The 19,732-nt window shown below is 63.8% G+C and carries 17 protein-coding genes and 1 tRNA gene; 12 read left to right on the top strand and 6 right to left on the bottom strand.

Translation table 11 applies throughout. The features are described from left to right. Nucleotides 1–86 precede the first annotated feature (86 nt). From prpB to RUH64_RS06755, 3 genes are read right to left on the bottom strand one after another with little or no spacing between them, the layout of a single operon-like run. On the bottom strand, nt 87–1,016 hold the full coding sequence (gene prpB / locus RUH64_RS06765) for a methylisocitrate lyase (protein ID WP_313812309.1): 930 nt from the start codon (nt 1,014–1,016) through the stop codon (nt 87–89). Next, nucleotides 1,017–2,534: an MmgE/PrpD family protein gene (locus RUH64_RS06760; RefSeq protein ID WP_313812308.1), complete on the bottom strand. Its 1,518-nt coding sequence runs from the start codon at nt 2,532–2,534 to the stop codon at nt 1,017–1,019. It lies immediately after the preceding gene. After that, nucleotides 2,531–3,184: a GntR family transcriptional regulator gene (locus RUH64_RS06755; RefSeq protein WP_313812307.1), complete on the bottom strand. Its 654-nt coding sequence runs from the start codon at nt 3,182–3,184 to the stop codon at nt 2,531–2,533. The genes RUH64_RS06760 and RUH64_RS06755 overlap by 4 nt, the downstream gene beginning before the upstream one ends. 163 nt (nt 3,185–3,347) lie before the next feature. On the opposite strand from RUH64_RS06755, the gene RUH64_RS06750 reads away from it, so the two are divergent. After that, a complete protein-coding gene (locus RUH64_RS06750; protein ID WP_313812306.1) occupies nt 3,348–5,264 on the top strand; it encodes an AMP-binding protein in 1,917 nt (638 codons plus the stop codon). Here the strand turns inward: RUH64_RS06750 and RUH64_RS06745 are convergent. From RUH64_RS06745 to RUH64_RS06735, 3 genes are read right to left on the bottom strand one after another with little or no spacing between them, the layout of a single operon-like run. After that, nucleotides 5,261–5,980: a VIT family protein gene (locus RUH64_RS06745; protein ID WP_313812305.1), complete on the bottom strand. Its 720-nt coding sequence runs from the start codon at nt 5,978–5,980 to the stop codon at nt 5,261–5,263. The genes RUH64_RS06750 and RUH64_RS06745 overlap by 4 nt on opposite strands. A 59-nt stretch (nt 5,981–6,039) precedes the next feature. Further along, nucleotides 6,040–6,759: a response regulator gene (locus tag RUH64_RS06740; protein ID WP_313812304.1), complete on the bottom strand. Its 720-nt coding sequence runs from the start codon at nt 6,757–6,759 to the stop codon at nt 6,040–6,042. Then, nucleotides 6,756–8,660 carry an ATP-binding protein gene (locus tag RUH64_RS06735; protein ID WP_313812302.1) on the bottom strand — a complete coding sequence of 635 codons (1,905 nt, stop codon included), beginning with the start codon at nt 8,658–8,660 and terminating at the stop codon, nt 6,756–6,758. The genes RUH64_RS06740 and RUH64_RS06735 overlap by 4 nt, the downstream gene beginning before the upstream one ends. On the opposite strand from RUH64_RS06735, the gene RUH64_RS06730 reads away from it, so the two are divergent. From RUH64_RS06730 to RUH64_RS06680, 11 genes are all read left to right on the top strand, one after another. Then, a complete protein-coding gene (locus tag RUH64_RS06730; RefSeq protein WP_313812300.1) occupies nt 8,659–9,954 on the top strand; it encodes a cation:dicarboxylate symporter family transporter in 1,296 nt (431 codons plus the stop codon). The genes RUH64_RS06735 and RUH64_RS06730 overlap by 2 nt on opposite strands. Nucleotides 9,955–10,105: 151 nt before the next feature. After that, on the top strand, nt 10,106–11,233 hold the full coding sequence (locus RUH64_RS06725) for a GDSL-type esterase/lipase family protein (protein ID WP_313812299.1): 1,128 nt from the start codon (nt 10,106–10,108) through the stop codon (nt 11,231–11,233). A gap of 177 nt (nt 11,234–11,410) precedes the next feature. Continuing rightward, a complete protein-coding gene (locus RUH64_RS06720; RefSeq protein WP_396275991.1) occupies nt 11,411–12,307 on the top strand; it encodes a ParA family protein in 897 nt (298 codons plus the stop codon). After that, nucleotides 12,307–13,227: a segregation/condensation protein A gene (locus RUH64_RS06715; protein WP_313812297.1), complete on the top strand. Its 921-nt coding sequence runs from the start codon at nt 12,307–12,309 to the stop codon at nt 13,225–13,227. Before RUH64_RS06720 ends, RUH64_RS06715 begins: the two co-directional genes overlap by 1 nt. After that, the gene (scpB, locus tag RUH64_RS06710) at nt 13,220–13,810 is read left to right on the top strand and encodes an SMC-Scp complex subunit ScpB (protein WP_313812296.1); all 591 of its coding nucleotides are present in this window, start codon (nt 13,220–13,222) and stop codon (nt 13,808–13,810) included. Before RUH64_RS06715 ends, scpB begins: the two co-directional genes overlap by 8 nt. Nucleotides 13,811–13,911: 101 nt before the next feature. After that, nucleotides 13,912–15,063: a pseudouridine synthase gene (locus tag RUH64_RS06705; RefSeq protein ID WP_313812295.1), complete on the top strand. Its 1,152-nt coding sequence runs from the start codon at nt 13,912–13,914 to the stop codon at nt 15,061–15,063. A 5-nt stretch (nt 15,064–15,068) separates the two neighbouring features. Then, nucleotides 15,069–16,169: a prephenate dehydrogenase gene (locus RUH64_RS06700; protein ID WP_313812293.1), complete on the top strand. Its 1,101-nt coding sequence runs from the start codon at nt 15,069–15,071 to the stop codon at nt 16,167–16,169. Further along, a complete protein-coding gene (gene cmk / locus RUH64_RS06695; RefSeq protein WP_313812291.1) occupies nt 16,166–16,846 on the top strand; it encodes a (d)CMP kinase in 681 nt (226 codons plus the stop codon). Before RUH64_RS06700 ends, cmk begins: the two co-directional genes overlap by 4 nt. A 65-nt stretch (nt 16,847–16,911) precedes the next feature. Further along, the gene (gene der / locus RUH64_RS06690; RefSeq protein WP_313812289.1) at nt 16,912–18,444 is read left to right on the top strand and encodes a ribosome biogenesis GTPase Der; all 1,533 of its coding nucleotides are present in this window, start codon (nt 16,912–16,914) and stop codon (nt 18,442–18,444) included. A gap of 102 nt (nt 18,445–18,546) precedes the next feature. Further along, nucleotides 18,547–18,623 (top strand) — tRNA-Pro (locus RUH64_RS06685). Then, entirely contained in the window at nt 18,596–19,543 is a 948-nt protein-coding gene (locus tag RUH64_RS06680) for a PhzF family phenazine biosynthesis protein (protein WP_313812287.1), read from the top strand. Before RUH64_RS06685 ends, RUH64_RS06680 begins: the two co-directional genes overlap by 28 nt. The last annotated feature ends 189 nt before the right edge of the window (nt 19,544–19,732 follow it).

The following is a 19,732-nucleotide window of genomic DNA, read 5'->3' as shown; positions in this document are numbered from 1 at the left end:
CAAACTTATGGTTCCCTGGGACTCCCGGCCGCCTGTCGTTGGCCGGGAGTCCCAGGGTTCGTTATGCTGCAGCTTTCGCGTGCTGCCTAGAGGTTTGCGTTATTGGATCCAATATCTAGGGTGGGGACCTGGAAATTGAAGATTCCCGTGTCAAAGCGGTTGTAGGCCTCGTAGTCCACCAGCTCGTACAACCGTGACCTGGTTAACATGTTATCCACTTCACGCTCCTGGGTGCCGTCTGCGCTGATCGCGTCGAGCACTCGCTCGGCAGCACCCATGGCGCTGCGCAGCAGGGTGACCGGGTAGATGATCATCGCGACGCCTGCATCGGCCAGCTGCGCCCGGGTGAACAGCTCGGACTTGCCGAACTCGGTCATATTCGCCAGCACCGGTACATCTACGGCCTTGCAGACGGCTTCGAACTCGTAGATGTCCTTCATCGCCTCGGGGAAGATGGCGTCCGCACCGGCATCCACCATGGCCTTAGCCCGGTCGATGGCCGAATCGAGGCCCTCGATGGCGCGGATGTCGGTGCGCGCCATGATCAGGAAATTTTCGTCGATGCGGGCGTCGGCCGCGGCGGCGATGCGCTTGAGCATGGTGTCGGTGTCCACCACATTTTTCCCGTCCAAATGCCCACACCGCTTCGGGTTGTACTGGTCTTCGATGTGGCAGCCCGCGAGGCCGGCGTATTCAAGTTCCTGAATGGTGCGGGCCACGTTCATCGGTTCCCCGAATCCGGTGTCTGCGTCCACGATGGACGGCAGGTCGCTCATGCGCGCGATCTGCCCGGCGCGGGTGGCGACCTCGGTCAGCGAGGTCAGCCCGATATCCGGCAGGCCCAGTTCATTGGCCAGGACGGCGCCGGAGATGTAGATGCCGTCGAAGTTCTTTTCGCCGATCAGCTTTGCCGACAGCGGGTTGAATGCCCCGGGGAACTGGCGTGCGGCGCCGGGGACGAGCATGTCACGCAGTGCCTGGCGCTTGGCCGCAGGCGAAAGGGTCGAATACAGCATTTAGAACAGTCCCTTGGGGGCGCTGGCCAGGTCGATGACGCCCGGTGCGGCGGTGATGTTCAGCTGGTCCAGCTCGCCGGCGGCCAGGTTCTCAAGGTTCTCTGCGGCGGCGATGAAACGTTCGATCTCCGCCTCTTCCACCAGGCCGGCGGCCAGGGTGCGGAACTTGTTGACGTACTGTTCGCGGGCAAACGGGCGGGCGCCGAGCGGGTGGGCGTCGGCCACGGCAATCTCATCGGTGATCACGGTGCCGTCGTTCAGCGTGATTTCCACGCTGCCGCCGAAGGCCTTTTCGCTGATGTCCAGCGAATGGTAGCGGCGCGTCCACTCGGGATCTTCCTGGGTGGTGACCTTGTGCCACAGCTCGACGGTGTCCGCGCGGCCGGCGCGTTCCGGCGCGTAGGAGTCCACATGGTGCCAGGCGCCGTCCTGCAGTGCGACGGTGAAGATGTACGGGATCGAGTGGTCCAGGGTCTCGCGGCTGGCGGTCGGATCGTACTTCTGAGGGTCGTTGGCGCCGGAGCCGATGACGTAGTGGGTGTGGTGGCTGGTCTTGATCAGCACCGATGCCACGTTCTTCGGGTCTGTGGCCTCCGGATGCTGGGCGTTCAGCTTGCGTGCCAGATCGATCCACGCCTGAGCCTGGTACTCGGCCGAATGCTCCTTGGTGTAGGTGTCCAGGATGGCGCGCTTGGCTTCGCCGGCTTCCGGCAGCGGCACCTCGTAGTAGGCGCTCGGGCCGTCGAGCATCCAGGCGATGACGCCGTCTTCGCCCTCATAGATCGGGACCGGCGAGGTCTGTCCGCGCATGGCGCGGTCGGCGGCCTCGATGGCCAACTTGCCTGCGAAGGCCGGTGCGTGGGCCTTCCAGGTGGAGATTTCGCCCTTGCGCGACTGCCGGGTGGCGGTGGTGGTGTGCAGGCCCTGGCCCACTGACTGGAAAATGGTTTCAACATCCAGCCCGAGCAGGGTTCCGATGCCGGCGGCGGCCGATGGGCCCAGGTGGGCGACGTGGTCGATCTTGTGCTTGTGCAGGCTGATAGCCTTAACCAGGTCCACCTGGATCTCGTAGCCGGTGGCGATGCCGCGGATCAGATCGCGGCCCGAGGCGCCGGTGTGCTGGGCCACGGCGAGGATCGGCGGAATGTTGTCGCCCGGGTGGGAGTATTCGGCGGCTAGGAAGGTGTCGTGGTAGTCAAGCTCGCGCACCGCCACGCCGTTGGCCCAGGCGGCCCATTCGGGGGAGACCTTCTGGCTGATGCCGAAGACGTGGGCGCCGGCGCCGCCGGTGGAAGGGGCATGGGCCAGTGCCTGGGCTCGGGCGGCGATGATCGGGGCGCGGTTCAGTGAGGCGATGGCTACGGACGCGTTGTCGATGATGCGGTTGATGATCATCTCGCGGACCTCGTCGGTGACCTCGACGGGGTCTGCGGCGACGACGGCGATCTTGTGCGCCAGCTGGTCCTCGCGCGCCAGGTTTTCTTCGGAGCGGTAAACGCGCACTGGATGGTTGATCATGGGTGCTGCCTTTCGGTGGTGAGGGTGTAGTTCTTGATGTGTGTCAAAGATTGGTGAAGATGCACCGTGGTGGCCGCCGCGGCCAGATCGGGGTTCTTGGCGGCGATGGCCCAGGCGATGGCCGCATGTTCGCGGGCCGAGGAGCGCAGCCGCTCCGGATTGTCCTGGGCGAGCCGGCGCACCCGCTGCAGGTGAACGCGCAGGTTGCGCAGCGCTGCGGAGAGATAGGCATTGTTGGCCGCCCGATCGATCGACTGGTCCAGCCGGGAGACCAGCTGGTAGTAGCCGCTGGCGGCGTCGGGGTGGGCGCCATCGCTGCTTGCCTCATCGAAGGCGCGGGCCAGGGCGGTGAATTCTGCGCTCTGGGTTGAGGCGGCCGCCAGTTTTGCGCTCTCGCATTCAAGGACTCGTCGCAGGACGAACAGGTCTTCCAGGTGGTCCTTGCTGACCTCGGAGACGACGACGCCACGTCCGCGCTGGGCTACTGCCAGCCCGTCGGCAACCAGCCGGGCCAGCGCTTCACGCACCGGTGTGCGTGACACGCCGAGTCGTTCAGACTGTTCGACCTCGGCCAGCACGGTGCCTGGGACCAGCCGCCATTCGACGATCTCGGTGCGCAGGGTTTCGTAGACCTTGTCGCTCGCTCTCATAGGACGAGTGTATACATAATTTCCAAATTTTGGGGAAGCCTCCCGGTAAATCTCCAAAAATCTCCCAAGTGTGTATACAAAGGTGTTGTATTGATGTGATGCGAGTCATAGGCTGGAGCTACTGTTCACGCGTGCAGGCACCTCGCCTGCGGGAGGGAAGATCATGGCGCAGGAATACCGCAGGGCCTTTGCCCGGGCCACGGAATACCCATCGGAGTTCTGGCTGCAGGCAGCCGGAGAACTTCAGTGGGAGCAGGAGCCAAGGCGCGCTGTGGATGAGTCGCGTGCGCCGCTGTACACCTGGTTTCCCGATGGCAGTCTCAATCTCTCGGTCAACGCCTTGGACCGACATGTCGCCGCCGGGCGTGGAGAGCAGACGGCGCTGATCTACGATTCGGCAATGCTTGGCAGCGTACAGAAATTCAGCTACGCCCAACTGCTCGAAGAAGTGGCGCGCTTCGCCGGTGTGCTTGCGGGGCGCGGGGTGAAGACCGGCGACAGGGTGCTGATCTACCTGCCGATGATCCCGCAGGCAGCCATTGCCATGCTTGCCTGCGCTAGACTCGGCGTCGTGCACTCGGTGGTCTTCGGCGGGTTCGCTCCCAAGGAACTGGCAGCCCGCATCACCGACTGCACACCAACGGTGATCGTCACCGCCTCGGGCGGCATCGAACCTACGCGCAGGGTCGAGTACCTGCCCGCGGTGGCCGACGCCCTGCGGCTCGCGCAGCCTGCGGTCAGGGATGTCATCGTCGCCCACCGCGAGGGTTTCGACCATGACCTGCATGAATACGACGGCCGAAGCTTCAACGGCGCAGCGGTCAACTGGCTCAGCTGGGAGCAGCTGGCTGCCGTTGCTGCACCGGCGGACCCGGTTCCCGTGCCCTCCGCCCATCCGCTCTACGTGCTGTATACCTCCGGGACCACCGGGGCGCCCAAGGGTGTGGTGCGGGATACCGGCGGCTACGGCACCGCCCTGCAGTTCTCCATGAACGCCGTCTACGACGTACATGCCGGAGACGTCATGTTCACCGCCAGCGACGTGGGCTGGGTGGTCGGGCACTCATACATCGTCTACGGACCGTTGATCGCGGGGGCGACCACCGTGCTCTACGAAGGGAAGCCTGTAGGCACCCCGGATGCCGGGGTGTTCGGACGCATCATCGAAGAGCACAAGGTCACCACGATGTTCACCGCACCCACCGCCCTGCGTGCGGTGCGCAAGGCAGACCCCGGCGGCGAGCTGTTCACCAGCCACGATCTAAGTTCGCTGCGGGCGCTGTTCGTGGCCGGCGAGCGCCTGGACCCTGACACCTATCATTTTGCCTCGGCGCTGTTAGGGGTGCCGGTGGTGGACAACTGGTGGCAGACCGAGACCGGATGGCCGATCGCCGCCAACCCGCTGGGACTTGAGCAGCTGCCCGCCAAGGCCGGCAGCCCCACCACGCCGGTGCCGGGGTTCGACGTGCAGATCCGCGACGCTGTGGGCGAACCGCTTCCTGTCGGGGCCGAAGGCAACATCGTGGTCAAGCTGCCGCTGCCGCCGGGAGCCTTGAGTACGTTGTGGGGCAATGACCAGCGGTTCATCGACACCTACCTGAGCCAGATCCCCGGCTACTACCTCACCGGAGATTCGGGGTTCATGGACGAGGACGGGTATTTGTTCGTGATGGGGCGCACCGACGACGTGATCAATGTGTCCGGGCACCGGCTGTCCACCGGGGCCATGGAACAGGTACTGGCCAGCCACGGTGCCGTGGCAGAGTGCGCGGTGATCGGACTGGCAGATGAGCTCAAGGGGCAGCGCCCGGCGGGGTTCGTGGTGCTGAAGTCCGGTGTGCAGATTCCCGAGGAGCAGCTGCGTGCAGAAATCATCGCCATGGTGCGCCAGCACATCGGCCCGGTAGCCGACTTCCGCGAGGTGAGTGTGGTGGAGGGGCTGCCGAAGACCCGTTCGGGCAAAATCCTGCGCAAGACCATGCGGCAGATCGCCGATGGGCAGGACTATGTGGTGCCCTCAACCATTGAGGATGCCTCGGTGATCCAGGCGCTGCTTCCGGTGCTGCGTCCGGGCGGTTAGGAGACGGCGACGCCGAAGAGCAGGCCGATCAGATAGGTGGCGGCCATGGTGGCGCTGCCCATGATCACATTGCGCACCACCGCCGGCGCCTTGGGTGCCCTGCCCAGGCTCGCGCTGATCCACCCGGTCAAGAACAACCCCAGCACCACCGCGATGGCGGTGTTGACGATGGGCCGGCCGAAGGGAAGGATCACCATGAGCAGCGGGATGGCCGCACCGATGGTGAAGGCGATGAAGGACGAGAGCGCCGCACCCATGGGGCTGGTCAGGTCGTCCGGGTCGATGCCCAGCTCAACTTCTGCATGCGCCGCCAGCGCGTCGTGGGCGGTGAGCTCCTTGGCTACCTGCTGCGCCAGATGTTCGGACAGGCCGCGTTCGCGGTAGAACCCTGCAAGTTCTTCCAGCTCTTCGGCGGGCTGTTCGCGCAGCTCGGTGATTTCCCTGTCGATCATCGCCTTTTCGGTGTCGCGCTGGGTGCTGACCGAGACGTACTCGCCGCCGGCCATGGAGAAGGCGCCCGCGACCAGCGCCGCCACGCCGGCGGTGGCGATCGCCGGGATGTTCTCCGGGGTGGCGGCGGCGACGCCGACCACGACGCCGGCTACCGAGACGATGCCGTCATTTGCCCCCAGCACCCCTGCCCGCAGCCAGTTGAGCTTCTGTCCAACGCTTGACTGGTCGTGGGCTTCCCCCTCGTGGGGCGCGTATTCGCTCATAACTGCCATCATGCGCAGTACATCGGGTTAATACAAGCTGGCGGGCATGTGAGCCACATCTAGGTGCGGGCGCGGTACTCGTATTCGGGGCGGCCGCGCGTTCCATGCCGGGGCTGTTTGAGGGCACGTTGGCCTTCGGCCAGGTGCTCCAGATAGCGGCGTGCGGTCACCCTCGACATGCCCAACGCCGCGGCAAGTTCCGTGGCCGAATAGGCCTGCTCCTTGTTGGCGGTGAGGAATTCGTCGATGGCGTTCAGGGTTTGCGCGATCAGGCCCTTGGGCAGGGCACCGGAAGCACTCGTGCTGCGCAGTGCTGAAAACGCGTGGTCAAGGGCGGCCTGGCTGGGGTCGGGCCCGGTGGACTGCATGCTTGAAATAAAGCGGCGGTGGTTTTCGAGTTTTTCGGCGAACACCGCAAAGCTGAAGGGCTTGATCAGGTACTGGGTGATCCCGGTGGCCACGGCGGAGCGCACCACGCCAAGATCGCGCACGGCGGTGATGGCGATGATGTCGGTGGTCAGTCCGCGCCCGCGCATCCGTTTTGCCACGTCGATCCCGTGCAGATCCGGCAGCGTCATATCCAGCAGCACCAGATCGATGGGCTCACCGGACCCCTGGGCGTCGGCCAAAATCTGCAGTGCTTGCTGGCCGTTCTGCGCCGCGGCCACCACCCGGAATCCGGGAACGCGGTCGACATAGGCGGAGTGCGCGGCGGCGGTGCCCGGTTCGTCGTCCACCACCAGGACCTTGATCGGCCTTTCGGAATCAACGGTGCTCATGAATCCCTTCCATCCCCGCCGTCACGTGGCATCGGCAGGCTGACGGTGAAGATCGCCCCCGCGTCATTGTCAACATTCATTGTGCCACCCAGGCGCAGCACCGCCTGCTGCACCAGCGCCAGTCCCAGGCCGCGGGGAATAACGCCCGCCTTGGTGCTCACCCCGAGACGCAGCAGATTCTCCAGAAATTCAGGTTCGATGCCGGGGCCCGAGTCTGCCACCGAAATCATCAGCTCGTCATCCAACGCATTGACCTCCACCCAGACGGTGGCGTCCGCGGTGCCCACCGACACGTCCAGGGCGTTGTCCAGTAGGTTGCCGACGATGGTCACCAGATCGGTGGCGTGGAACGCATGGTTGGGGAGTACCCCCTGGGCGCTGATATCCAGGCGCACCCCGCGTTCGTGAGCCTGCGCCGCCTTGGCCACCAGAAGGCTTGAAAGGTAGACGTCGTCGATGCTGTGCACGATCGCGTCGGTGAGCTGTTGCGAGTGCTGCCTGTCATCCACCGCAAATTCAAGTGCCAGATCTGACTTGCCGTTTTCAATCAGCGCGGCGATGGTGTGCAGCCGATTTGCATGTTCATGGGTCTGCGCTCGCAGGGCGGTGGAGAAGGTTTTCAGGGAGCGCACCTCGCCCGCCAGTTCCTGCACCTCGGTCAGATCCCGCAGGGTGAGCACCTGTCCGGTCAACGGGGCGGTGCCGAACCAGTGAAAGCGCGTCCTGCCGCGGCGAGGCAGCTTCGCGGTGGTCAAGCGGGCAGGGGACTGGGAGACCGAGAGCACGGTATTCATCCCCAGGTGGATTTCGTCCTTGCAGCTGCGCCCGGTGCGCATCAGCTCTTGCAGGGTCGCCGGTAGGGGCACCTGCTGCACGTCCAGCCCCTCGGCGGGCACCTGTTCGGGCAGCTGCAGCAGCCGGGCAGCTTCCTCGTTGTAGAGCACGATGCGGTGCTTGCGGTCAAGCAGCACCAGTCCCTCCTGCACCGAGTGCAGGGCGGAAAAGTAAAACGCGTAGAGCCGACGCAGCCCCGCAGGCCCGAAACCCAGTGTTGCCTGGTTGACATAGCGGGAGAACAGCCAAGAGGTAAAACCCGCCAGCAGCAGCGCCAGGGCGGAGAACAGCAGCAGCTGCGGCAATTCGCTGCGGTAGATCAGCTGCAGATTGTGCATCGTGAAGCCGGTGGACACCATGCCTACCAGTTCGCCGTTTCTATGCACCGGGGCGATGGTGCGCACCGAGCTGCCCAGCGTCCCCGAAGCCTGCTCGTTGTAGGTGGCGCCGGCCAAGGCCTGGGCGGTGGAGCCGATGTACTTCTTTCCGATCTGCGCAGGATCGGGGTGGGTGACGCGGATGGCGTCGGGCGTCATGATGGTGATGAAATCCACCGACGCGGCGCGGTCCATAATTTTCTGGACATAGGGCTGCAGCTGTTCGGTGGGATGCTCTGCATCCAGCGCCGCTGCAACGAACGGGTCGTTGGCCAGTGTGACGGTGATGGCGGCGACGGTGGACTGGCGGTCGGCGAGGATCACCTTGTTCTGCTGCTGGTAGGCGGCGAAGCCCAGCCCGGTGATCAACAGCAGCAGCACCAGCATTTGTCCGATGAAGATCAGTAGGGCCAACGACCAGCCGTCGCGGGAGAGCGGGGCCGGGTCGTTTCCGGCCGCCGTCGACCTGTCGTCGAGGAAGTGATCGCTCAATGCCCTTGCCTTTCTGACTGCCTGTGCACCACCAGTATCCAGCCGCGCAGCTGCCGATCCTAAGCGGTGCATGACCAATATGAACGCAAAGGAGATGAACATCACCTGAAGGAGCACCATGGATTTGACGATCTTATCCACCACCGGCGCGGCGATGATGCCGCGCGGAAGAACACTCACAAGGTTGGTTGAACCCATGGCCCTCACCGAACAGCTCGATAATCCCACGCCGTCTCCGGCAAAGAAGAAGGACAAGACCCACTGGCTCTACATTTCGGTGATTGCCGCGGTGGTCCTTGGTGCGGCTCTCGGCCTGATGGCGCCGAAGGCGGGCATCGCAATGAAGCCCCTGGGCGACGGATTCGTCGCACTGATTAAGATGATCATCGCGCCTGTCATTTTCTGCACCATCGTGCTTGGCATCGGTTCCATCGCGAAGGCCGCCACCGTGGGCAAGGTTGGTGGACTGGCGCTGTTGTACTTCCTGACCATGTCAACCTTTGCCCTGACGCTGGGTTTGATCGTCGGCAACATCATCCACCCGGGCGAGGGTCTGGATCTGCAGCCCTATGATCCGAATAAGCCGAAGGCCGCCAGCGCTACTGTCGAGTTCTTCATGTCGTTGATCCCTGGGGATATCCCGGTCCTGCCGACCCTGGTGGTAGCGCTGCTTGTCGGATTCGCGCTGCAGGGCATGGGCAAGTCCGGCGAACCGGTGCTGTTTGCCGTCCAGTGCGTTCAGAAGGTCGTCTTCCGCATCATGATGATGATCATGTGGGTCGCCCCGCTGGGTGCCTTTGGCGCCATCGCCGCCGTCGTCGGCGCCACCGGTTGGGCTGCGATTGGCTCGATGGCAATATTGATGGGCGCCTTCTACCTGACCTGCTGCATCTTCATCATCGTCGTGCTTGGAACCCTGTTGCGGGTGGTCACCGGCCTGAACATCTTCTCGCTGCTGAAGTACCTGGCTCGCGAATACCTGCTGATCTTCTCCACTTCCTCCTCCGAGACCGCACTGCCGCGCCTGATCGCAAAGATGGAACACGTTGGCGTGTCCAAGCCTGTCGTGGGCATTACTGTTCCCACCGGCTATTCCTTCAACCTCGACGGCACCGCGATTTACCTGACCATGTCTGCGCTATTCGTCTCCACCGCGATGGACATGCCGATGAACCTCGGTGAGCAGATCGGCCTGTTGGTCTTCATGATCATCGCTTCCAAGGGCGCGGCAGGCGTGACCGGAGCCGGCCTGGCCACTCTGGCCGCGGGACTCCAGGCGCACCGCCCCGAACTGCTCGGCGGCATGGGTGTCATCGTCGGTATCGACAAGTTCATGTCCGAAGCCCGCGCGCTGACCAACTTCACCGGTAACGCCGTAGCCACCCTGTTGATCGGCAAGTGGGTCCACGAGGTGGACCTGGACCAGGCCAAGGCGGTACTGTCCGGCGAACGACCATTCGACGAATCAATGCTCGAAGAGAGCATGCACTAGTCAAGGCACTACCCAACGATCCGCCCCGACCATTTTCTGGGTTCGGGGGCGGATCGCCCATTTAAGGCGAGCGCCGAGGCCCGAGCAGGTAGACCGGCATATGCTTGGGTCCTGTGGCCCAGTTGCGGCGACACCCGAGAAAGGATCTTAGATGGGGCAGGCAAATGCGGATCTTCGAGTGTGCTTTGTCGGCGACTCGTTCGTCGCCGGCGTGGGAGACCGGCCGCACCGTGGATGGATGGGCAGGCTGGTAGAAGCCGCAATTGCGCGGGGCCACCAACTCACCGGATACAACCTCGGCGTGCGCGGGGACACCAGCGAGCTGATCGCGCGGCGGCTGCGCGAAGAATGCTCTGCACGGCTGCCTGCCGACCGCTATGTTCCGGGCCTTGTCCTCTCCTGGGGTGTCAACGACGTGGTACGAATCCAAGGACACCCGAGGGTGGCGCCGGAAGAGCGGCGTATCAATGCCCGCCGCATTTTTGCCGAGGCCCTGGGCTCGGGGTGGCCGACGCTGATGGTCGGCCCGCCGCCGGTATCCGACGACGAAGTGAACGCGGACATTGAGCGGCTTGACGCGGTCCTGGCCGCCGAAGCAGCGCAGCATGGGATTACGTACGTCAGTGTTTACGCGTCGCTGGTGGACCATCCGCTGTGGCGGCGCGAAGTCGCGGCCGACGATGGGGCGCATCCACAGGATGCCGGATATGAGCTGCTCGCAGGGCTCATTGCCCCCGCATGGCTGCGATGGGTAGGAAATCTAGCAGAGCCCACCGATGAACATGACCCCAAGACAGACGATGCTCACCTCGAACGTCGCGATCCAGCCGGTGGTTCTGAAAGGTTAAGCGCCGCCGATGAACAATTGGTGCAGCGCGCCCGCCAAGTCATTGACGCATCGACCGACGCGGATCAGCTCGGGGACGGGGCGCACACCATGGGTTGCGCGCTGCGCGATGAAAACGGCGTAATTCACGTGGGGGTGAATCTCTACCACTTCACCGGTGGACCCTGCGCTGAGCTGGTCGCACTGGGCGCCGCTCGGGCCGCTGGCGCCCAATCGCCGCAAGTCATCGTCGCCGTGGGAAACAACGGCAGGGGAGTGAAGAACCCCTGCGGCAGGTGCCGGCAGGTTTTGACGGATAACTACCCCGAGATCCAGATCATCACCGCCACGGGCCAGGGACTGCAAAGGACATCTGTTCTCCAGCTCCTGCCGCTGGCCTTCGACCATGCAACGGAGCAGAATATCGACGCGGAGACCTGGCGCGAAGCTTGATGCTGGGGCGAAGAAATCATCCAGCTTCCATACAACGTTTGAGTTAAGGTTCAAGGTAAAGGCTCGCCGTCAAAGCGGACAAAAAATCGTTAAAGTCGGTGCCGGAAGATAATCTTTAACGGAGCGCTGAGCTCAGAGTTTCGTCTTGAAATCAACGGGAAGTGTGGTTGACCCATCGTGAGCGAGGAACAGGGAAGCAAGGTCCGCGGCGCGGGAATGCTCAAGGAGCCGCGTCCCTTAGGTCCCACGGGCAAACCGTTATCAGAATTTCCCGTCCCGGCCCCGCTGCCGTCCCACGGCCCGGCGCGAGTGATCGCCATGGTGAATCAAAAGGGCGGCGTGGGCAAGACCACCTCCACCATCAACCTCGCCGCGGCACTCGCCGAATACGGTCGTAAGGTGCTGCTGGTCGACTTCGACCCTCAGGGTGCATTGTCCGCAGGCTTCGGCACCAATCCCCACGAAATGGACATGACCGTCTACAACGTGTTGATGGACCGCAACGTGAAGATCACCGACGCCATCTTGCACACCGACGTCGAGAACATCGACCTGCTGCCAGCAAACATCGACCTGTCGGCAGCTGAGGTGCAGCTGGTCAACGAGGTGGCCCGCGAGCAGGTGCTGGAACGTGAGCTGCGCAATGTCATCGACGACTACGACGTCGTTCTCATCGACTGCCAGCCTTCCCTAGGCCTGCTGACCATTAACGCGCTGACCGCAGCCCACGGCGTGATCATCCCACTGACCGCAGAATTCTTTGCACTGCGTGCGGTGGCCCTGCTGATGGAAACCATCGACAAGGTCAAGGACCGGTTGAACCAGGTGTTGGAGCTCGACGGTGTCCTTGCCACCATGTACGACCCGCGCACCCTGCACAGCCGCGAGGTCATCACCCGCCTGGATGAAGCCTTCGGTGACAAGCTCTTCGAGACCGTCATCAAGCGAACCATCAAGTTCGCCGACGCCAACGTCGCCGCCGAACCAATCACCACCTATGCCGCAAACCACCCCGGGGCGGACGCGTACCGCAGCCTGGCGCGAGAATTGATTTGGCGCGGTGGCGCCCCGTAATGAGCTCGACGCTCAGCGAAGAACACAGCGTGCAAACCGCCATCGATTCGCCCGATGAACCCGCAGAAAACGGGGACGGGGAATCGGCTGGCGGTTTTCGCCTTGCCTTGGCAAATTTCAACGGCCCGTTCGATGTGCTGCTGCACCTGATCACCAAACGCGAGCTGGACATCACCGAGGTGCCGTTGGCTGAGGTCACCGACGAGTTCATCGCGTATCTTCGCGAACTGCAGGCAAGCAGCCTGGCCGAGGGCGCGGATGGAATGAAGGTGCTGGATGAAACCACAGAGTTTCTGGTGGTTGCCTCCACGCTGCTGGACCTGAAAGCCGCAAGGCTGCTGCCGCGCGGCGAGATGGCCGACGAGGAAGACTTTGAACTACTCGAAGCCAGGGACCTGCTCTTTGCGCGATTGCTCCAATACAAGGCATTCAAGACCGCGGCGGAGTTTTTGGGCGAACGCTACGAATCCGAGGGGTCCCGCCGGCCGCGCGAAGTGGCGCTGGAGCCGGAGTTCGCGGCGCTGCTGCCGGAACTGATCTTCAGCATCGGGCCCGAGCGTTTCGCCCAGATCGCCGCCAAGGCGCTGGAGCCCAGGCCCGAGCCGCAGACCGAGGTCGGGCTGGGCCACCTGCACGGAGCGAACGTCACCATCGCCGCTGAGGCTCAGGCCATTGCAGGCATGCTTGCGGCGCACGGCGCCATGGAATTTTCGGCGCTGGTGACAGATGCGACAGAACACCTGGTCGTCGTCGTGCGTTTCCTGGCGCTGCTGGAGATGTTCAGACAAAAGGTGATCGCGTTCGAGCAGGAGCATCCGCTGGGCGCGCTGCAGATTTCACTGGCGGGGGAGTCGGATTTCGACGCCCAAGCGGTGCAGGACGACTATGACGCGGGCAACGGTGAGGGGAATCATGAGTGAGATTGCACCCATAGATCAGCTCCCCGGCGGGCTTGAATCGGGGTTGGAAGCGGTGCTGATGGTCGCCGATTCCCCCGTATCTTCGGCCCGTTTGGCGCAGATCTTCGATGTCCCAGCGGCCCGGGTGGCCGCCGCCTTGGAGAAGCTGGCGACCGAGTATGATAGTAAGGATCGACCGCGGGGATTTGAACTGCGTCGCGTCGCCTCCGGGTGGCGCTTCTATTCGCGGGCCGATTATGCCGATTTCGTCTCCAGTTATGTGCTCGACGGGCAAACAGCACGCCTATCACAGGCCGCCCTAGAAACCCTGGCTGTCATCGCTTACCGACAGCCGGTCTCGCGTGGACGTATTTCGGCGATTCGAGGTGTCAACGTTGATTCGGTGGTGCGCACACTGCTCACCCGCGGATTGATTACCGAGTATCCGGAAATGGGCGATGGCGGCGCAACGCTGTACCAGACCACCGAATACTTCCTGGAACGACTGGGATTGGGCTCGCTGGACGAGTTGCCTGCGCTGTCCCCGTATCTGCCGGGAGTGGCGGACCTCGAATCGTTGGATTCGGCAACCTACGACGACTAAGCGGCGCCGCAACGCAGCGCCGCTTCAAGGACCAACGCAGAGTACTGCCCGCACCGGGTCAAGGAACTCGCGAACACGTAACAGCAAGGGACATGTTTAGCATGAGCAGGGGATCTTCCTCCGGCCGCACCCCACGCGGCAATAATTCGAACTTCGGTGGCAAGAGCGCTGGCGGCCGCGGCGGCCAGGGCGGCAAACCGTCCGGTGGCAAGTCCGCCGGCGGCAAGTCATTTGGCTCCAAGCCTGGCCGCCCGGGTTCCGGCACGGCCAAGCCCTACGGCAAGTCGGTCGACTCAAAGCCCTACGGCAAGTCCACCGGCGGTGCAAATTCCGGCGGTGCAAAGTCTGCCGGCGGCTCGGCCAAGCGCAACACCTCGGCGGTGCGCAAGAATTCAGAGCGCGCCTTCTCCAAGGAGCGTTACGGCAATTCGGTGCCGACCAACTACGCCCGACCAACCCAGCGCGCCCGCGCCCAGGCCCGCGCCGAAAGCCAGGCAAACCGCGCACAATTCGGCGAGTCGCAGGACGGCATCCGCCTGCAGAAGGCCATGGCCAACGCCGGGGTCGCTTCGCGCCGCGTCTGCGAGGAGATGATCCTTGAAGGCCGCGTCGAGGTCAACGGCAACCTGGTGGTGGAGCTGGGCAGCCGCGTGGACCCTGAACGAGACTCGATCCACGTCGACGGCATGCGCATCCAGCTGAACAAGGCCACCCGCTACTACGTCCTGAACAAGCCGAAGCACGTGATGTGCACGATGGAGGACCCTGAGGGCCGCCGCACCATCGCCGACTACTTCAAGAACGAGCACCACTCCCAGCGCCTGTTCCACGTCGGACGCCTGGACTACAAGACCGAGGGCCTGCTGATCCTGACCAACGACGGGGAGCTGGCCAACCGCCTGCAGCACCCCAAGTACGAGGTCCCCAAGACCTACCTGGTGCAGGTTCCCGGCCCGCTGCCGCGTTCGGTGGGCAAGCAGCTGCGCGACGGCATCAAGCTGGAAGACGGCTGGATCAAGGTCGACGACTTCAAGCTGATCGACCAGTCCCCGAAGCACGTCATGGTGGAGGTCACCCTGCATTCGGGCCGCAACCGCATCGTGCGCCGCATGTTCGACGCGGTCGGCCACCCGGTCCAGCGCCTGGTGCGCGTGGCCATCGGTCCGATCCAGCTCGGAGATCAGAAGCAGGGCACCATCCGCTCCCTGGGCAACCAGGAAGTCGGGCACCTGATGAAAATGGTAGGAATGTAATTCGCATGGCAACTTCACATCTCGCCGGACCGGTGCTGGTCATCGGCACCGGCCTGCTGGGCACCTCCATCGGACTTGGCCTGCGCGCCAAGGGCGTGGGCGTCTACCTGCAGGACATTTCGCCGACCGCCCAGGGCGTAGCCCAGGACATCGGCGCCGGCGTGGTGTTGGACGACGCGAAGATCGCCCCGGAGCTGGTGGTGATCGGCGCGCCGCCGGATGTCACCGCCGCCCTGGTGGCCGATGCGCTGCTGGCCTACCCGAATGCCACCGTCGTTGACATCGCCAGCGTCAAGGGATCGATCCTTCATGCGGTGCTGGCAGACCCGCGCCTGGGTGCGGAGCAAACTTCACGCTACGTGGGCACCCACCCGATGGCAGGACGCGAAAAGTCCGGCCCTGCCGCGGCGCGGGGGGAGCTGTTCACCGCCATGCCGTGGGTGATCTGCGCGCATGAGAACGCCTCGGCCGAACGGGTGAAGGTCGCCGAAGCCCTGGCCATCGACCTGGGCGCCACCATGCACCGCATGAGCGTCACCGAGCACGACGAATCCGTCGCACTGATCAGTCACTTCCCGCAGGCCGCCAGCTCCATGATCGCCTCCCGGCTGCTGAACGCCCAGGCACACCAGCTGGCGCTTGCAGGCAACGGGCTGCGCGACACCACGCGCATCGCGGCCAGCGATGAGAAGCTGTGGATCCAGATCTTCTCCCACAATGCCAAGGCCCTGGTGCCGATCCTGACAGGCATGAAGGAAGACCTGGACCGGCTGATCAACACGCTGCAGCACCCCGACGAACCAGGGGCCCTGCTTGATCTTTCCCAGCTGATGACCGAGGGCAATGCAGGCAAGGCCCGCATCCCGGGCAAGCACGGCGCCCCGCCGCAGGCCTTTGCCCTGGTCACCGTCGTGATCGACGACAAGCCGGGCCAGATCGCCGCCCTGCTGGCGCAGATCGGCCAGGCCGGCATCAACATCGAAGATTTGCGCATGGAGCACTCCGCCGGCCACCAGGTCGGACTGGTAGATGTTTCGGTCGTCCCCGGACGGCGCGACGAACTAATTAACGTACTGACTTTCAACGGATGGAAGGTTGCCCAGTGAGCAGCGTAGAGAACGGCCGCATCGTAGTAGCAATTGACGGACCCAGCGGTTCGGGCAAGTCATCGGTTTCCAAGGCGGTGGCCCGCACCCTGAACGCCGCCTACCTTGATACCGGCGCCATGTACCGCGCCATCACCTTCTCGGTGCTGGCCGACGGAACCGACCTGGACGACGCGGCGGCGGTAGCCCAGGCGGTGCGCGACGCACAGCTGAACATTTCGGTGGACCCCGATGCCGAGCTGGTCACCATCGCCGGCCAGGACGTCACTGCGGCCATCCGCGAACCGCGCATCTCGCAGAACGTCTCCGCCGTGGCCACCAACCTGGACGCCCGCGCCGAACTGGTGCGCCGCCAACAGGAGATCATCGCCGCTAATGCGCGCATCGTCGCCGAGGGCCGCGACATCACCACCGTGGTCGCCCCGGACGCCGACGCCCGCATCCTGCTCACGGCCTCGGAGGAGGCGCGCCTGCGCCGCCGCGGCCTGCAACTGGGTGGCACCCAGAACGATGCGCAGCTTGAAGCCCAGGTGCTCGCCCGCGACGCCAAGGACTCCACCGTCGTGAACTTCACCGAAGCGGCCGACGGCGTGATGACCGTCGATTCCTCGGACCTCGACTTTGAACAGACCATCGCCGCAGTGCTTGACGCAGTGCAGGCGGCTAAGAAAAACTAGCCACGAGCTGGTGCCCATCCTCGGCGGGAGCCGATGAAGATGACAATCGCTGTGAAGGGAAAATCATGAGCGAAAACAACTCCACCCACGACGAGGACTACATCCCCGTTGGAGACGACGATATCGCCGAGCGCCTTGCCGAACTGAGCGATGAGGATGCAGCCATCCGCACGCAGGCACTGCTCTCCGGCTTGGACGACTACGATCTGGACGAGGACGACGCGGCGCTGCTCGCGGGCCTCGACGAGTTTGCCGACGATGACGCAGACGTCGTCATCCCTCCGGTGCTCGCTGTCATCGGACGCCCGAACGTCGGCAAGTCCACCCTGGTCAACCGCATCATCGGCCGCCGCGAGGCAGTGGTGGAAGACACCCCGGGCGTGACCCGCGACCGCGTGTCCTACTCCGCCGAGTGGATGGGACGCCCCTTCACCATCGTTGACACCGGCGGCTGGGAGCACGACGCCAAGGGCATCCACGCCTCAGTGGCGGACCAGGCTGAAATCGCCGCCGATGTAGCCGACGCGATCCTCTTCGTGGTCGACGCCCACGTGGGCGCCACCGCCACCGATGAGGCAGTGGTCAAGATGCTGCGCAAGAAGGGCAAGCCCGTCTTCCTCGTGGCCAACAAGGTGGACGACTTCAACCAGGAAGCAGAAGCAGCGGTGCTCTGGGGCCTGGGCTTCGGCCAGCCATGGCCGGTTTCGGCCCTGCACGGCCGCGGCGCCGCCGACCTATTGGACGCCGTCATGGAAAAGCTGCCCGAGCACTCCGCCTATGGTGGTCTGATCCCTTCGGGCGGACCGCGCCGCATCGCACTGATCGGACGTCCAAACGTGGGCAAGAGCTCGCTGTTGAACAAGCTGGCAGGCTCCGAGCGCGTGGTCGTCGACGACTATGCAGGCACCACCCGCGACCCGGTGGACGAGCTGATCGAACTGGGCGGGGAAATCTGGCGCTTTGTTGACACCGCCGGCATCCGCCGCCGCCAGCACATGGCTGTGGGCTCGGACTACTACGCATCCCTGCGCACCCAGGCAGCCCTCGAAAAGGCAGAGGTGGCAGTGGTGCTGCTGGCCGCCAACGAGAAGGTGTCCGAACAGGACGTGCGCATCATCCAGCTGGCCATCGAGGCCGGCCGCGCCCTGGTCGTCGTCTACAACAAGTGGGATGAGGTGGACGAGGACCGACGCTACTACCTGGAACAGGAAATCGACCTGGATCTTGCCCACATCGAATGGGCGCCGCGCGTGAACATCTCAGCGAAGACCGGCTGGCACAAGGACAAGCTGATCCCTGCGTTGAACAAGTCGCTGGAATCCTGGGACAAGCGCATCCCCACCGGAAAGCTCAACGCCTTCCTGGGCGAGCTCGTCGCAGCACACCCGCACCCGGTGCGCGGCGGCAAGCAGCCCCGCATCCTGTTCGGCACCCAGGCTTCGGCCCGCCCGCCGCGCTTCGTGCTGTTCACCACAGGATTCCTGGATCCGGGCTACCGCCGATTCATCACCCGCCGCCTGCGTGAGACCTTTGGTTTCGAGGGAAGCCCGATCGAGGTATCGATGCGCATCCGCGAACGCCGAGGACGCAAACGCTAGCAGTTCGAAATTACCTGCCGACTTGGTGTAGGGTAATGAAGGAGCTTTTCGCAGACGGCACCCTTGGTTCTCACGACTTGGGGATAACGGCTGCGAAGGCATCGGGCTATGGCGCAGCTTGGTAGCGCGCCTGACTGGGGGTCAGGAGGCCGTGGGTTCGAATCCCGCTAGCCCGACCAACCGTGCAACCCCGGCAAGCATTGAGCTTGCCGGGGTTTTGCCGTTCCATGAGCCGTCAAATGATGAGAGGATCCACGCAGTGAAACGCCGCTTCATGCAGGTCGATGTCTTCAGCGAGCACCCATACAAGGGCAATCCCCTGGGGGTTGTGCTGGATGGTCAGTCGCTGAGCGATGAGCAAATGCGCGACTACTCCCGCTGGTCCAACCTTTCGGAAGTGACATTTGTACTGCCGCCCGAAGATGACCAAGCAGATTACCGCTTTCGCATTTTTTCGGGCGAAACAGAGTTTCCCTTTGCCGGCCACCCAACCTTGGGTACCGCCCATGCCTGGCTGGCTAGCGGCGGCACCCCGCGTGAGCACGGCAAGATTCATGCCCAGTGCACGGCAGGGGTGGTTCCGGTGAAATTCGAAGCATCCCACTACAGTTTCGTATCCCCGCCGCTGCAGCGCACCGGGGAATTCGACGACGAACGCCGCGAGGCAGTGCGGGAAATACTGGGTGTGGTTCAAGAGCAGATCCTCGCCACGCAGTGGGTAGACAACGGTCCCGGGTGGAGTGCAGTTCTGCTTGACAGCGCTGACACGGTGCTGGGATTGCAGCCCGATGCTTCAAAGCACCGGCAGAAGTGGAAAATCGGCGTAGTTGGCGCACTGCCCGAGGGCGAAGCCGCAAGCTTTGAAATTCGTGCGTTCAATTTCAACCACGGTGCACTGCGCGAGGACCCAGTCACCGGAAGCCTCAACGCGGGAGTCGCCCAATGGCTCGTGGACAATGGTCGTGCATCGCTGCCGTTCAGCAACCGGCAGGGCAGCGTCATGGGGCATCGCGGAATCGTCGACTTCAACTCTTTGGGCGACCAGCTGTGGACCGGTGGCTCGGTGACAAGTTTGATCGAAGGCGGCATCGAGCTTTAGCCCCGCTGCGCATTGAGTTCCGCACCTGCCGTTTGTGATCTTTCACGAAACGATTGTCAAAAACATGGACTCAATTTAGGCTAGAAATATGGGTACGTTGATTTTCTCTTAACATCTTCGCGTGGAGCGGTGCTCCGCGAAGATGATCTCGAATCGCTGCTGATCCGGCGATTCGCACCTCCCGTCAAC

This window comes from Glutamicibacter sp. (genome assembly GCF_032154645.1).
GTDB lineage: Bacteria > Actinomycetota > Actinomycetes > Actinomycetales > Micrococcaceae > Glutamicibacter.
The sequence above is the reverse complement of the archived record's forward strand: the minus strand, read 5'-3'. Positions and strand labels throughout refer to the sequence as shown.

Excerpts from the sequence above, each read along its gene's own strand:
- RUH64_RS06755 (WP_313812307.1), bottom strand. The coding sequence starts at position 3,184 with ATGAGAGCGAGCGACAAGGTCTACGAAACCCTGCGCACCGAGATCGTC.
- scpB (WP_313812296.1), top strand. The coding sequence starts at position 13,220 with ATGAGTGAGATTGCACCCATAGATCAGCTCCCCGGCGGGCTTGAATCG.
- RUH64_RS06715 (WP_313812297.1), top strand. The coding sequence starts at position 12,307 with ATGAGCTCGACGCTCAGCGAAGAACACAGCGTGCAAACCGCCATCGAT.
- RUH64_RS06725 (WP_313812299.1), top strand. The coding sequence starts at position 10,106 with ATGGGGCAGGCAAATGCGGATCTTCGAGTGTGCTTTGTCGGCGACTCG.
- RUH64_RS06700 (WP_313812293.1), top strand. The coding sequence starts at position 15,069 with ATGGCAACTTCACATCTCGCCGGACCGGTGCTGGTCATCGGCACCGGC.
- RUH64_RS06735 (WP_313812302.1), bottom strand. The coding sequence starts at position 8,660 with ATGGGTTCAACCAACCTTGTGAGTGTTCTTCCGCGCGGCATCATCGCC.
- RUH64_RS06750 (WP_313812306.1), top strand. The coding sequence starts at position 3,348 with ATGGCGCAGGAATACCGCAGGGCCTTTGCCCGGGCCACGGAATACCCA.
- der (WP_313812289.1), top strand. The coding sequence starts at position 16,912 with ATGAGCGAAAACAACTCCACCCACGACGAGGACTACATCCCCGTTGGA.
- RUH64_RS06760 (WP_313812308.1), bottom strand. The coding sequence starts at position 2,534 with ATGATCAACCATCCAGTGCGCGTTTACCGCTCCGAAGAAAACCTGGCG.
- prpB (WP_313812309.1), bottom strand. The coding sequence starts at position 1,016 with ATGCTGTATTCGACCCTTTCGCCTGCGGCCAAGCGCCAGGCACTGCGT.
- RUH64_RS06745 (WP_313812305.1), bottom strand. The coding sequence starts at position 5,980 with ATGAGCGAATACGCGCCCCACGAGGGGGAAGCCCACGACCAGTCAAGC.
- RUH64_RS06740 (WP_313812304.1), bottom strand. The coding sequence starts at position 6,759 with ATGAGCACCGTTGATTCCGAAAGGCCGATCAAGGTCCTGGTGGTGGAC.
- RUH64_RS06730 (WP_313812300.1), top strand. The coding sequence starts at position 8,659 with ATGGCCCTCACCGAACAGCTCGATAATCCCACGCCGTCTCCGGCAAAG.
- RUH64_RS06705 (WP_313812295.1), top strand. The coding sequence starts at position 13,912 with ATGAGCAGGGGATCTTCCTCCGGCCGCACCCCACGCGGCAATAATTCG.